This window comes from Roseateles sp. (assembly GCF_039595295.1).
Taxonomy (GTDB): domain Bacteria; phylum Pseudomonadota; class Gammaproteobacteria; order Burkholderiales; family Burkholderiaceae_C; genus Roseateles.
This window is the reverse complement of sequence record NZ_JBCNLU010000004.1, coordinates 124,740-137,244: the sequence shown is the minus strand read 5'-3', so window position 1 is coordinate 137,244 and position 12,505 is coordinate 124,740. Positions and strand designations below refer to the sequence as shown.

The 12,505-nt window shown below is 66.9% G+C and carries 12 protein-coding genes; 7 read left to right on the top strand and 5 right to left on the bottom strand.

Features of this window, described 5'->3' with window-relative positions:
* Positions 1-39: 39 nt before the first annotated feature.
* The gene (locus tag ABDW59_RS04925; protein WP_343628389.1) at positions 40-1,365 is read left to right on the top strand and encodes a putative DNA modification/repair radical SAM protein; all 1,326 of its coding nucleotides are present in this window, start codon (positions 40-42) and stop codon (positions 1,363-1,365) included.
* A 13-nt stretch (positions 1,366-1,378) separates the two neighbouring features.
* Complete coding sequence (locus tag ABDW59_RS04920) at positions 1,379-2,344, top strand: TIGR03915 family putative DNA repair protein (protein ID WP_343628388.1); 966 nt, start codon at positions 1,379-1,381, stop codon at positions 2,342-2,344.
* On the opposite strand, the gene ABDW59_RS04915 is transcribed toward ABDW59_RS04920, so the two are convergent.
* Positions 2,287-3,186 (bottom strand): LysR family transcriptional regulator, encoded by a 900-nt coding sequence (locus ABDW59_RS04915; RefSeq protein ID WP_343628387.1) that lies wholly within the window; start codon positions 3,184-3,186, stop codon positions 2,287-2,289. The two genes, ABDW59_RS04920 and ABDW59_RS04915, sit on opposite strands and share 58 nt — an antisense overlap.
* Positions 3,187-3,259: 73 nt before the next feature.
* On the opposite strand from ABDW59_RS04915, the gene msuE reads away from it, so the two are divergent.
* The 3 genes from msuE to ABDW59_RS04900 all read left to right on the top strand — a co-directional run bounded on the left by msuE (position 3,260) and on the right by ABDW59_RS04900 (position 6,018).
* Positions 3,260-3,841: an FMN reductase gene (gene msuE / locus ABDW59_RS04910; protein ID WP_343628386.1), complete on the top strand. Its 582-nt coding sequence runs from the start codon at positions 3,260-3,262 to the stop codon at positions 3,839-3,841.
* Between the two features lie 84 nt (positions 3,842-3,925).
* On the top strand, positions 3,926-4,957 hold the full coding sequence (locus ABDW59_RS04905) for a DUF1852 domain-containing protein (protein WP_343628385.1): 1,032 nt from the start codon (positions 3,926-3,928) through the stop codon (positions 4,955-4,957).
* A 35-nt stretch (positions 4,958-4,992) separates the two neighbouring features.
* On the top strand, positions 4,993-6,018 hold the full coding sequence (locus ABDW59_RS04900) for a methionine synthase (RefSeq protein ID WP_343628384.1): 1,026 nt from the start codon (positions 4,993-4,995) through the stop codon (positions 6,016-6,018).
* A 78-nt stretch (positions 6,019-6,096) separates the two neighbouring features.
* Here the strand turns inward: ABDW59_RS04900 and ABDW59_RS04895 are convergent, their stop codons facing one another.
* Positions 6,097-8,415 carry a TonB-dependent receptor gene (locus tag ABDW59_RS04895; RefSeq protein ID WP_343628383.1) on the bottom strand — a complete coding sequence of 773 codons (2,319 nt, stop codon included), beginning with the start codon at positions 8,413-8,415 and terminating at the stop codon, positions 6,097-6,099.
* 169 nt (positions 8,416-8,584) lie between these two features.
* On the opposite strand from ABDW59_RS04895, the gene ABDW59_RS04890 reads away from it, so the two are divergent.
* Together ABDW59_RS04890 and ABDW59_RS04885 are read left to right on the top strand one after the other, a co-directional pair.
* A complete protein-coding gene (locus ABDW59_RS04890; RefSeq protein WP_343628382.1) occupies positions 8,585-9,070 on the top strand; it encodes a nuclear transport factor 2 family protein in 486 nt (161 codons plus the stop codon).
* A gap of 2 nt (positions 9,071-9,072) precedes the next feature.
* A complete protein-coding gene (locus tag ABDW59_RS04885) occupies positions 9,073-9,735 on the top strand; it encodes a cupin domain-containing protein (RefSeq protein WP_343628381.1) in 663 nt (220 codons plus the stop codon).
* 255 nt (positions 9,736-9,990) lie between these two features.
* Here the strand turns inward: ABDW59_RS04885 and ABDW59_RS04880 are convergent, their stop codons facing one another.
* From ABDW59_RS04880 to ABDW59_RS04870, 3 genes are all read right to left on the bottom strand, one after another.
* A complete protein-coding gene (locus ABDW59_RS04880; protein WP_343628379.1) occupies positions 9,991-10,275 on the bottom strand; it encodes a DUF72 domain-containing protein in 285 nt (94 codons plus the stop codon).
* Positions 10,276-10,342: 67 nt separating this feature from the next.
* The gene (locus ABDW59_RS04875; RefSeq protein ID WP_343628377.1) at positions 10,343-11,296 is read right to left on the bottom strand and encodes a fasciclin domain-containing protein; all 954 of its coding nucleotides are present in this window, start codon (positions 11,294-11,296) and stop codon (positions 10,343-10,345) included.
* A 175-nt stretch (positions 11,297-11,471) separates the two neighbouring features.
* Positions 11,472-12,482, bottom strand: coding sequence for a hypothetical protein (locus ABDW59_RS04870; RefSeq protein ID WP_343628375.1), 1,011 nt, complete (start codon positions 12,480-12,482; stop codon positions 11,472-11,474).
* Positions 12,483-12,505 lie beyond the last annotated feature (23 nt).

The following is a 12,505-nucleotide window of genomic DNA, read 5'->3' as shown; positions in this document are numbered from 1 at the left end:
TGCTGTATATTTATACAGCCACCACCTCCTCCCGATCTCATGGATCTCGAACGCAAGCTCGCCATCCTGGCGGACGCCGCGAAATACGACGCGTCCTGCGCGTCCAGCGGCACGGACAAGCGTGATTCGCGCGGCGGGCGCGGCATCGGCTCCACCGAGGGCATGGGCATCTGCCACAGCTACGCCCCGGACGGCCGCTGCATCTCGCTGCTCAAGGTGCTGTTGACCAACCATTGCCAGTACGACTGCCTGTACTGCGTGAACCGCTCGTCCAGCAACGTGGCCCGCGCGCGCTTTCGGCCCGAGGAGGTCGTGGCGCTCACGCTCGACTTCTATCGCCGCAACTGCATTGAAGGTCTGTTCCTGAGCAGCGGCATCGTCAAGAGCCCCGATCACACGATGGAGCAGGTGGTGGAGGTCGCGCGTCAACTGCGCGAAGACCACGACTTCCGGGGCTACATCCACCTCAAGACCATTCCCGATGCCAGCGACGAGTTGCTCCAGCGCGCCGGACGATACGCGGACCGGCTGAGCATCAACGTCGAGATGCCCACCGAGCAGGGCCTGAAGCAACTCGCGCCGGAAAAGGACGCTGTCTCCATCCATCGCTCGATGGGTCGGCTGCATACGCACATCGCCGACGCGCGCCAGGCGCGCCGCGAAGAGAAGACCATCCGGGTGCTGCCGGGCGCGGCCGCGCGCCCTGCCCGCGCCCCGCGCTTCGCGCCGGCCGGGCAGAGCACGCAAATGATCGTCGGCGCGGACGACACCGACGACCGCAGCATCCTGGACAGCAGCGCCACGTTATACGGCCGCTTCCGGATGCGGCGCGTCTACTACTCGGCCTTCAGCCCGATCCCCGATGCCTCGCGCGCGCTCCCGCTCAAGCCGCCGCCGCTGGTGCGCGAGCATCGTCTCTACCAAGCCGACTGGCTGATGCGCTTCTACGGCTTCGATGCGCAGGAGATCGTCACCGGCCAGAGCGGGCTGCTGCGCTTGGACGTCGACCCCAAGCACGCCTGGGCGTTGGCGCATCCGGAGCGATTCCCGGTCGACCTCAACCGGGCCCCACGCGAGCTGCTGCTGCGAGTCCCGGGCCTGGGTGTCGGCTCGGTGGACCGGCTGCTGCAGTCACGCCGCGTGCGGCGCCTGAGGGCGGAGGACCTCGGCGCGATGAAACTGCCACTGCGCCGCGTGCTGCCCTTCGTGATCGTGGACGGCCATCGGCCTTCGGCCGGCGCCGCCGTGGCGTCAGTCCCGACCGCGCGCCATGCCCGGCACGACGCCGCCGCCAGCGTGCCGACCACGCTGCCGGCCATCCCTGTCGTCCCTGCCGCCCCAGAGCAGCTGGGGCTGTTCTCATGAATGGCGCCGCACGATGAAGACCATCCGACTCGGCGGGCCGACCGACCTGGACGGCTTTCGCGAGGCCGCGCGTCGGCTGATGTCCGAAGGCGTCCCGCCCGACGCCGTCGAATGGGTCACCGGCGTCGCCGACGATGGCAGCTTGTGGTCGTTGCCGGCCGGTCCGTCAGGCCACGGCGATGAGCGCTGCGCGGATCCGGCGGAGCGCGGCGCCGACGTTGTCGGCGGCGCTGAGGCCGCATCGAGCATCGGCAGCGAGAGCGGCATCGGCGGCGGCCCGCGCGTCACCGTGCCGGCGTCGTTCCTGGATCTGTGTCGCGGCGTCGTGCTGCATCGGGAGCCGCAGCGCTTCGCCCTCCTCTATCGGCTCTTGTGGCGGCTGCGGGCCCGACCGGCGATCTGGCGGGACCCCCTCGATCCGGACCGTCGCCTGGCCGAACAGCTGATCCGCGAAGTGCGTCATGAGCTCCACAAGATGCGGGCCTTCGTTCGCTTCACTCCCGTCGAGGACGCTGCGGGCACGCGGCACGTCGCCTGGTTCGAGCCGGAGCATTTCATCGTCGATGCCAACGGGCCCTTCTTCGCCCGTCGCTTCTCGACTCTGCGCTGGGCCATCCTGACGCCTCGCGGCTCGCTGGCCTGGGACGGGCAGCGACTGTGCCCGGGGCCGCCCGCGCGCCGCGAGGACGCGCCCCCCCCCGACGCCGATGCCGGCCTGTGGCTCACGTACTACCGCAGCATCTTCAATCCCGCGCGGCTGAAGGTGGCGATGATGGAACGCGAGATGCCTCGCCGCTATTGGACCAACCTGCCGGAGGCGGCGCTGATCGCGCCGCTGGTGAACGAGGCGCGGCAGCGCACCCGCGCGATGCTGGAGGCCGAACCGGGGACGCCGCGGACGATCCGTGCGATCGAACGCGATCACCGCACGGCGTCGGCGACCGGCTTGCGCGCCAGCTCGATGAAGGCGCGCAAGTAATCAATGGCGGTCTCCGCCTCGCGGGCGCCCAGGAAGATCTGCTTGGCGATGCCGCGCGGTCCGAGTCGCACGGGGACCACGTCCATGCGGGCGGCGTACTCGTCAACCAGCCAGCGCGGCAGCGCCGCCACGCCGCGGCCGCTGGCCACCATCTGCACCATGATGTCGGTGGTCTCGATCGCCTTGTGCCGCTTGGGCGTGACGCCGGCCGGCAGCAGGAACTGGTTGTAGATGTCCAGGCGCTCGATGTCGACCGGATAGCTGATCAGCACCTCGGGAATCAGCTGCTGCGGCTTCACGTAGGCGGCGGACGCCAGCGGATGCCCCTTGGCCACGACCAGCACCTGCTCGTAATCGAAGACGGGGACGAAGCTCAGGCCCGGCTTGAACAGCGGATCGGGCGTGACCAGCAGGTCGATCTCGTAGCCGAAGAGCGCGCCGATCCCGCCGAACTGGAACTTCTGCTTCACGTCCACCTCCACATCCGGCCAGGCGGCCAGATACGGGCTGACGATCTTGAGCAGCCACTGGTAGCAGGGGTGGCATTCCATGCCGATGCGCAGCGCGCCGCGCTCGCCCTGCGCGAACTGGCCCAGGCGTTCCTCGGCCAGATCCAGCTGCGGCAGCACCCGGTTCGCCACCGCCAGCAGGTACTGGCCGGCCTGCGTGAGCCGCAGGCTGCGACCCTCACGCAGCCAGATGTCGGTGCCCAGTTGCTGCTCCAGCTTCCGCATGCTGTGGCTCAACGCCGACTGGGTCAGGTGCAGTACGCCGGCGGCCGCCGTCAGCGACCCCTGTTTCTCGACCTGCTGGACGATGCTGAGGTGGATGCGTTCAAGCATGAGCCGTTTTCATCGATTGGTGAGATATGACCATTTTACGTCATGACCTTCGCTGGATAGCATCCGCTCCCTCATGACCCATCCTCTCCGCCTCGTCGCCGTGTCCGGCGGCATGCAACGCCCCTCCAAGTCCGCGGCCCTGGCCGAGCACCTGCTCAGCCTGATCGCGGATGCCCTTCCCGTCGAACCACGTCTGATCGAGCTGGGCACGCTGGCGCCGCGATTCGCCGGCGCCGTCTGGCGATCCCAATTGCCCGTGGAGGTGGAACGCGAGCTCGCCGCGGTGGAGCAGGCGGACATCCTGATCGTCACGACGCCCGTCTACCGCGGCTCGTACACCGGCCTGTTCAAGCACTTCTTCGACTTCATCGATCAGGACGCCCTGGTCGACACGCCCATCCTGCTGGCCGCTACAGGCGGCAGCAAACGCCATGCCCTGGTCATCGACCACCAGTTGCGGCCGCTGTTCAGCTTCTTCCAAGCGCGCACCCTGCCCCTGGGCGTCTACGCGACCGACAAGGATTTCGTCGACCACCGCCCGCGTGACCCGGCCCTGCTCCAGCGGGCCGCGCTGGCGGTTGAACGGGCCCTGCCACTGATCGATCTGACGCGTCGCGCCGGCGCGCCTCGGCCCGAGGCCATGGCCGCGGCCTGAAAGCGCCCTCGACCCGCTCCTCCAGGTTCGTCCGAGTTCCTGCGAGCGCCTCCGACATTCCCCGACTTCACGCCCTCCATCGCCATGAACGACGCATTCAGCTTCAGCCTCAAGAGCATCCGTTTCGACGAGGACTACCTTCCCTCGGACAGCACGCGCATCACCACCAATTTCGCCAACCTGGCCCGAGGAGCGAATCGCCAACAGAATCTGCGCAACACCTTGCGCATGATCGACAACCGCTTCAACAGCTTGGCGCATTGGGACAACCCGACGGGGGATCGTTATTCGGTCGACCTCGAGATCATTTCGGTCGAGATGAACATCGACGCAAGGGAAAGCCATGAGGACGGCCACGAAAGCGGCCGCGACTGCGGCCATGAAGACGGCAAGCAGGCATTCCCGCTGATCGAGATCCTGCAGACCGGCATTCTCGACAAGAGGACCGGCAAGCGCATCGAGGGCATCGTCGGGAACAACTTTTCCTCATACGTGCGCGATTACGATTTCAGCGTCCTGCTGCCCAACTACAACCTGAATCGCGAGCAGTTCCAGACGCCCGAGGATTTCGGCGACCTGCACGGCAAGCTGTTCAAGCAGTTCGCCAGCTCGCGCGCTTATCAGGAGCGCTTCAGCAAGCCGCCGGTCATCTGCATCAGCGCCTCCACCAGCAAGATCTATCGGCAGACCGGCAATCACCATCCCGCGCTGGGCGTCGAATATCTCCAGAACGAGCTGTCCTCCACCGACCAGTACTTCGCGAAGATGGGGATGCAGGTCCGCTTCTTCATGCCGCCGAACGGCGTCGCGCCGCTGGCCTTCTATTTCTTCGGCGACCTGCTGGGCGATTACACGAATCTGGAGCTGATCGGCACGATCAGCACCATGGAAACCTTCCAGAAAATTTATCGCCCCGAGATCTACAACGCCAATTCCGCGGCGGGCCAGCTGTATCAGCCGAGCCTGAAGAACCAGGACTACTCGCTGACGCAAATCGTCTACGACCGGGAGGAGCGCAGCCAGCTCGCGGTCAAGCAGGGGAAGTTTGCGGAAGAGCAGTTCATCAAGCCCTACCGGCAGGTCCTCGAACGCTGGGCCGCCAGCGCCGCGTGCTGATTCACACCGATCTCTTCCTGAAAGGAATCTCTCCGATGTTTGAAACCTCGATCGCCGGCAGCTTGCCCAAACCCGCGTGGCTGGCCGAAACCAACAAGCTCTGGCCGCAATGGGCGGCGGAGGGCGACGCGCTTCGCCAGGCCAAGGCCGATGCGACCCTGCTGTGGATCAAGGCGCAGGAGGACGCGGGCCTGGACATCGTGGGCGACGGCGAGCAATCACGCCAGCATTTCGTGCACGGCTTCCTGGAGCAGGTCGAGGGCATCGACTTCGAGAACAAGGTGAAGATGGGCATCCGCGACAACCGCTACGACGCGATGGTGCCGCAGGTGGTGTCGGCGCTGCGCCTGAAAGGCCGCGTGCATGCCTTCGAGGCGCAGCTGGCGCGCGCCCACACGACGAAGAAGCTGAAGTTCACCCTGCCCGGTCCGATGACCATCGTCGACACCGTGGCGGACCGCTTCTACGGCGACAGGGTGAAGCTGGCCTTCGCGTTCGCGGAGTTGCTCAACCAGGAGGCGCTGGCACTGCAGGCCGACGGCGTCGACATCATCCAGTTCGACGAACCGGCCTTCAACGTCTACATGAAGGACGCCGCCGATTGGGGCGTGCAGGCGCTGGAGCGCGCGGCGCAGGGCCTGACCTGCACGACCGCGGTCCACATCTGCTATGGCTACGGCATCAAGGCCAACACGGACTGGAAGAGCACGCTGGGCGACGAATGGCGCCAGTACGAGACGGTGTTCCCCGCCCTCGCCCGCAGCCGCATCGACCAGGTGAGCCTGGAATGCATCCACTCCCATGTGCCGCCCGACCTGATGACGCTGCTGGCGGGCAAGGACGTGATGGTCGGCGTGATCGACGTGGCCAGCGATGTCGTCGAGACCCCCGAGGAGGTCGCCGACGCCATCGGCCGGGCCTTGGAATTCGTCCCTCAGGATCGGCTGTTCCCGTGCACGAACTGCGGCCTGGCGCCGATGGCGCGGGACGTGGCGTGGCGCAAGCTGAAGGCGCTGGCGGAAGGGACGGCGCTGGCGAAAGAGCGGCTCGCCAAGGCCTGAGGCCAGCGCGACCCGGGCGAATCAGCCTCGAGCCACTCCGCTCTCACGAGCGGGGTGGCTCAGACGCGCCCAGGCGCATCAATAGCCGTAGCTGACCGTCAGGCCGATCGTGCGCGGCCGGGTGATCGCATAGCGACGCGTCGTGGGCAGATCCGCCGAGATGGCGGTCGGCAGATCGGTCTGGCCGATCTTGTTGAAGACGTTGTCCACGAAGAACGTGGTCCTCCAATGCTCACCCGCGTCCACGCCGAACTTCAGGTTGGTCAGGGCGTACGCGGCGCGCTTGGCGAAGGGACTCGTGCGGTCGTACAGCGAGTTGGCCTGTCCGGTGAAGGTGTAGTCCACACGGGCGAAGGCCGGCAGGTCGTTCCACAGCCGCATCGTGTATTCGGCGGAGGTCGAGCCCGTCCAGCGCGGCACGTTCAGCAGGGTGTCGCCCTGCTTGGCGGGCGTGCCGGGCACGTCGTTGCTCAGCGTGGCGTGGGTGTAGCCGGCTCCGGCGGACAGGGTGAGCGCGCTTGTCGGGCGATAGCTCAGCTCCAGCTCCGCGCCCTTGCTGACGGCTTTGCCGAAGTTGGCCGTGATGTTGAAGCCGCAGTTCAGCACGATCTGCTGCTGCACCTTGCTCCAGTCGATGTAATACAGCGACGCGTTGACCTGCAGCGATCGGTTGAGCCAGCTGTTCTTGCTGCCGACCTCGTAGTTCCACAAGGTGTCGGGCTTGTACTTGTTCAGGGAGTCCGCATCCAGGCCGAGCTTGGCCACCTCCGCGCCGCAGACCGAGGCCGGCGCCGGGTTGTTGGGGCCGCCGGGCCGGTAGCCCTTGGCCGCGGTGGCGTAGAGCATGTGGTCATCGTTGAGCTGCCAGGACAGGTTGAGCTTGGGGTTCACGCCCTTGTCGCGGGAGTCGCCCACCACCGACGACGGGCCGCCGTTGAGCAGGCCGTCCCCTTGTTGCGCGAAGGTCTGATCGACCTGGAAGGCGCGCAGACCCAGTCGCGCGGTGAGGCTGGGCAAGACCTGGTACGAGGCCTCGGCGAACAGCGCCTTCTCCTTCATCGTCGCCTGGCGGGCGCCGCTGTAGAACTCCGAGAAGCCGATCGGGCCGAAGGTCTTCTCGTAGCCGTCCGGGATGGCGATGCTGGAGTTCAGCGGCGCGCGCACGTCGTGATAGAAGGCGCCCGCGATCAGCTGCAAGGGCCCCTTGAAGTTGGAGGCGAAGCGGAACTCCTGCGTGAACTCCTTGTTCCGATAGGAGCCCTTCATCGCGCCCGGGTAGACGTAGGTCTGCAGCGCGGGATCGAAGAAGAAGTCCAGGACCTTGGAGGCGTCCTCCGTCATCTCCACCGTGCGGTGATAGAAAGACGAGGACGACACCAGCTCGAAGTCGTCGAAGCCCTTGTGGATGGCCAGATTGCTCAGCGTCGACTGCTGCACGCTGGGCTCGGCGACCAGGCGCGTCTGGATCAGGTTGTCGAGCGAGCCCGGCGGCACGTCGATCTGGAACGGGGCGCCCAGCGCCGTGCGTTGATAGAAGATCGATGGGGTGATGGACCAGCGGTCCGGAAGCTCCACGCGCAGCTGCAGCCGCGCGCCGCGGGTGTGCTCCGTGTTCACGTCCTTCTGCGGCGTGCTCCCCGGCGCAATGCCGTTGATGTCGTTCTTGGCGATGGGATAGCGATCGATGTAGCCATCCTGGTTGCGCGTGAACACCGACAGCCGCATGGCCGCCACGTTGGCCAGCAGCGGCACGTTGATCAGGCCCTTGACCGCCGTGTTCAAGCCGCCGCCCTGCGTGCCCGACAAGGTCGCCGAGGCGCGCGCGTCGAAGTCCTTCAGGTCGGGCTGGTTGGTCACGTACTTCACCGTGCCGCCCATGGAGCTGGATCCGTACAAGGACCCCTGCGGACCGCGCAACACCTCGATGCGGGAGATGTCGAACACGGACGGATCGATCAGGCCGCGGCTGGACAGCAGCGACGCGTTGCTGGACGCGGAGATCGGCGTGTCGTCCAGGTAATAGCCCACCGTGCCCGCCGTTCCCGCCGTGGACGCGACGCCGCGCAGGATCAGCACGTTCTGCCCCGGACCGGCCGAGACCACGTTCAGGCTGGGCACCTGGCGAGCGAGATCGGAGACGCTCTCGATGCCCAGCTTCTCCAGCTTGGCCTCGTTGATGGCGGTCATGCTGATGGGCACGGTCTGGGCCGTCTCACGGCGCTTCTGCGCGGTGACCTCGACGGTCTCCAGTTGCGTCGTGCCGCTCTCGGCCGCCGGGGCCGGGGCCGGCGCGGCCTGGGCCAGCGCGGAACCGGCGAGCGAGGCGCTGAGCAGTGGAATGCAGGCGGCGATGGCGCAACGCGCGAACACCGGATGGGCAAGGGGGCGCTTGGACATGAATTCTCCTGACAGTGATCGGCCTTCGGGGAGGAGGCCTGGCGAACATAGCAGCGCGCCCTCTCAATGCCGTCAAATTTTTTTGATAGACAGAAAATTTGTTGATTTCGCAACAGCGGTGGAAATCACGGATGCCCCTACACTCGGTCCACCCCTTCAAGGAGCGTCCATGTCACTGCTTTCCGGCCGTCGTTCGTTCAGTCGCCTGCTTGCCGCGGGCTACGTTGCCGGCGCCTCGTCGGTGCTGGCGCCCGGGGCAAGTCTTGCCGCCGCCCCCTCGCTCGAGAATGAGCTGCGCCAGGTGATGGAAGCCAGCGCCGCGGCCTGGTCCGCGGGCAAGTTCGACGACTTCATGAAGGTGTACGAGGACTCGCCGGCCACGACCTACATCAGCGGCGCCACGCATGTCACCGGCTATGGCGCGATCCGGGCCATGTATGCGTCCCGCTTCGGCCCGGGCGGTCCCGGCTCGCTCGGTGCGCTGCGCTTCGACGTGCTGGAGACCCGCGCGCTGGGGACCGACCACGCGCTCTTCATCGGGCGCTACCACCTCAAGATGGACAAGCCGGACACGCCGGAGTACACGGGCCTGTTCACGCTGGTGTTCCACCGCGACAAGGGCCAGTGGCGCATCATCAACGACCACTCTTCCTGACGGTGGGCAAGACCAAGCCGGAGCCCAAGGCCAAAGCCGAGGCCAAGGCCGAGCCCGGCACCCGCGCCAAGCGAGCAGCGCCGGAAGTCGCGCCCTCCGAATCCGTCGAGTCCGGCGGATCCGGCTCGGCGCTGAGCATCGGTCCGACCTTGCGCGCACGGCGCAAGCGGCTGGGGATGACGCTCGCTCAGCTCGCCGAGCAATCGGGGCTGTCCACGCCCTTCATTTCGCAAGTGGAGCGCGGTCAAGCCGCGCCCTCCATCGTCTCGCTGCTGGCGCTGTCCAAGGGGCTGGGGGTGGAGGTCAGCTATTTCCTGAGCGTTCCCAAGCCCAGCCAGATCGTGCGGCGCGCCTCCAAACGGGAAATGATCGACGCCGGCCTGTCGGCGCGGTATGTCCGGCTGAGCGGCAAGCATGAAGAGCGCCAGCTGGAGGCCTTGCTCATCGAGGTCCCCGCCGGCAACGTCACGCCCACGGCGACGCGCGACGGCGAGGGCTTCTGGTACGTGCTCAGCGGCGCGCTGGAGATGACGGTCGGCGACGAGCGATTCACCCTGAGCGAAGGGGACAGCGCGCATTTCGACCAGCGACATCCCTACAGCATGAAGAACCCCGGCAAGGATCTTCTGCGCATGCTGTGGGTGGGCACGCCAGCCATCTTCTAGCCTCGGCGGGCTTCGCTCGTCCTCCCGATCAAGCGTTGACGGGCCGAGCATCGGAGAAAACTGACCCCTGGAAGGTCAATCAGAAGCGCAAAACACTGCGGCACTTCGGTCAGCACCGCGGGCGTCATATCGGTCATGGCTGCGGGGCCGATGCCGGAAGCGGCTGAGCCTGAGGCGTGGAGGCGGTCCCGGTGCCATGCGGCCCTTGCCCGCTCAAGCAGAGCGAGCAGGTCGCGGTGCTGCGCTGGACCGTGATCACACGCCCCCGAGCAGGACCTTCAGCCTCAGGGCGTCGGCTGTGGCGGCACCGGAGGCCGTGTTGTCGAAGATGCACCAGACCTGCGTACCTTTGGGCCAGCGCGCGATGTCTCGAGCCCGCTCGTGCAACCACTCCTCGCCATAGGCTGACCAGTACATGCGCGGCGCGCCGTGCCAGCGGTAGTACACGGTCGCGCCGCGCCCATCGCCGTGTTCGCCGAGCCATCCGCCGGGATCGCCGGCGCCTGCCGGGCGCGCGGGGTCCGCGATGACGCGGCCCACGCGAGCGGCCTTACGCCTGAGGACGCTGCGACAGCGAGGGAGAAGACCGCGCCTCGGCGCCGATCAATCACAGCGGATTGGGGATCAACACCTTGTCGATCACATGGATCACGCCGTTGCTCGCCCGCACGTCGACGGCGATGATCTTGGCCTTCGTGCTGGTGGAATCGGTGATCGTCGGCGGGGTGCCCGCATTGATCACCACGGTCTGTCCAAGCACGGTCGTGACCGGACTGCCGAATGGAATATTGGCCGACAGCACTTGGCTTGGCAGCACGTGATAGGTCAACACGTCGGCAAGCTGCTGCGTGGACAAGCCATTGACGGTGGCGGCGATCGCAGCGAAGGCGTCGTGAGTCGGGGCGAACACCGTGAAGGGGCCCGCGCCGCTGAGCGTCGTCTGCAGGTTGGCCTTCACCACGGCAGCGACCAGCGAATCGAAGAGCGGGTTGACCTGCGCCATCTGCACGATGTTCAGCAAGCCCGGCGGGACCAGCACCTTGTCGACGACATGGATGACGCCATTGCTCGCTTGCACGTCCGCCGTGGTCACTCGCGCCGTGGTCAGCGCGGCGTCCTGTATGGACACGCCTGCGGAGAAGTTCAGGTTCAGCGTGGTGGCCGCACCGTTGAACTTGTAGAGGGTGGGCTGCGTCGCCCCGGCGGCGTTCAACTCGGCGGCCGTCTTGCGACTGGCCAGCACGTGGTACTGCAGGATGCTGGCCAGTGTTGACGAGGGCAAGGCGGTGACCATCGCATCGGCGCTGGCAAAGCCCAGCTGCGACGCCAGTTTGGAGAAGGCGTCATTGGTCGGCGCAAAGACGGTCAGCGAAGCCGAGGTGTCCGACAGCGTGGCAGCCAAGCCGGCCTTCGTGGCCGCAGCGGTCAAAGCGGAGAAGCCGCCGCTTTGCGCGGCTTGCGCCAGGGTCGGCAGGGGCGCGGGATCGTCGTCACCGCCGCACGCCGTGAGCATGGTGGAGACGGTCGCCGCCGCAAGGATCCACTTGAAGAGTCTAAACATCGAGATCTCCTGGTAGTTTGGATAACGGCCCCGGGGCCAGCGTGGCCGGGACCCGGACGCGGAACGCGGGACGCATGGCATTTACGTGGCAGGGCGAAGGACGGATCAGGCCGACTGCGTATCGTTACGCTGCGTTCGGCAGCGCACATTTCCGAAGAGGCGCTGTTGAAACAGGTCACTTCGCGTACTTCTTCGCCGCCGTCCAGAAATCCGCACCCATCGCACCCCTGCCGCGCAGATCGGTGCCAAAGCTCGCGTCGAAGCTTGTCTTCCATCCCGCAGCCAGCGCCGCGGGGGTGTAGTTCGCGCCTTCGCCCGGGCAGCCCGTCGTGCGGCCGACCTGCACCAGGAAGCGGTACAGGTCCTGGTCGGTCTTGCCGGTCTCACCCAGCAGCGTGTCCACGGCCAGCCGGTAGGCCGGGTAGCGATCGTTGCGCACGCCGGCGCGCTGGTCCATGTCGCCCATCGGCAGATTGCCCTCGATGCCCGCGAAGGTCGATTGCAGACCCGCCAGATCGCCCGACGACGGCGCGTCCTGTCCCGCGACGTGCAGCGCCATGCCTTCGGTGAACCAGCGCTCCCAGCCGTACTGCTGGATCTGGCAGTTCAGCGCCTGCGCCTGCACGGCGTGCGTGCTCTCGTGATAGATCAGCGTGGCCAGCCGGCTGTAGCCCTCCGGCGTGCCGATGTGCAGCGTGCGCACGCCCGCCGAGCCGTTGGTCTGGTTGTCGCTGCCGCTGATGACGGCGCACACGCGCAGCTTCTGGCCGTCGAAGCCGACGTTGCCCGGCGCCGTGATGCCGAATTTGTCGCGCAGCGTGCGCACCGCCGCCTCGGCGTACTGCGAGACCCGCTTCAGATGCGCCGCCGAGGGCGTGCCGTCGCTGTAGGTCACCGTGTTGTCGGTGACCAGCACGGCTTGCCCCTTCGCGGTCGAGCGGCAGCTCGAGCCGAAAGCGTAGAACTCGACCACGTTGGGGTCGAGGAAGGGCTGATCGGTCGTCGTCGACGTCGGATTGACCGAGGCCGGATCGATGCTGAAGGCGACCGAGCCGCCGCCCTTGTCGTCTCCGCCGCCTCCGCCGCAAGCGCAGAGCAGCAGGGCCGAGGCCGCCGCCAGCGGCAGAAGGCGCGGGGAACGGGCGGGGGAACGGGCGTGAGAATGGGTTGAGAGGTCGTGCGTCATGGCCGTATCCGGAGATCGATGAA

Coding starts and splice junctions, on each gene's coding strand:
- ABDW59_RS04925 (WP_343628389.1), top strand. CDS start 40: ATGGATCTCGAACGCAAGCTCGCCATCCTGGCGGACGCCGCGAAATAC.
- ABDW59_RS04875 (WP_343628377.1), bottom strand. CDS start 11,296: ATGTTTAGACTCTTCAAGTGGATCCTTGCGGCGGCGACCGTCTCCACC.
- ABDW59_RS04915 (WP_343628387.1), bottom strand. CDS start 3,186: ATGCTTGAACGCATCCACCTCAGCATCGTCCAGCAGGTCGAGAAACAG.
- ABDW59_RS04890 (WP_343628382.1), top strand. CDS start 8,585: ATGTCACTGCTTTCCGGCCGTCGTTCGTTCAGTCGCCTGCTTGCCGCG.
- ABDW59_RS04900 (WP_343628384.1), top strand. CDS start 4,993: ATGTTTGAAACCTCGATCGCCGGCAGCTTGCCCAAACCCGCGTGGCTG.
- ABDW59_RS04895 (WP_343628383.1), bottom strand. CDS start 8,415: ATGTCCAAGCGCCCCCTTGCCCATCCGGTGTTCGCGCGTTGCGCCATC.
- ABDW59_RS04905 (WP_343628385.1), top strand. CDS start 3,926: ATGAACGACGCATTCAGCTTCAGCCTCAAGAGCATCCGTTTCGACGAG.
- msuE (WP_343628386.1), top strand. CDS start 3,260: ATGACCCATCCTCTCCGCCTCGTCGCCGTGTCCGGCGGCATGCAACGC.
- ABDW59_RS04920 (WP_343628388.1), top strand. CDS start 1,379: ATGAAGACCATCCGACTCGGCGGGCCGACCGACCTGGACGGCTTTCGC.
- ABDW59_RS04870 (WP_343628375.1), bottom strand. CDS start 12,482: ATGACGCACGACCTCTCAACCCATTCTCACGCCCGTTCCCCCGCCCGT.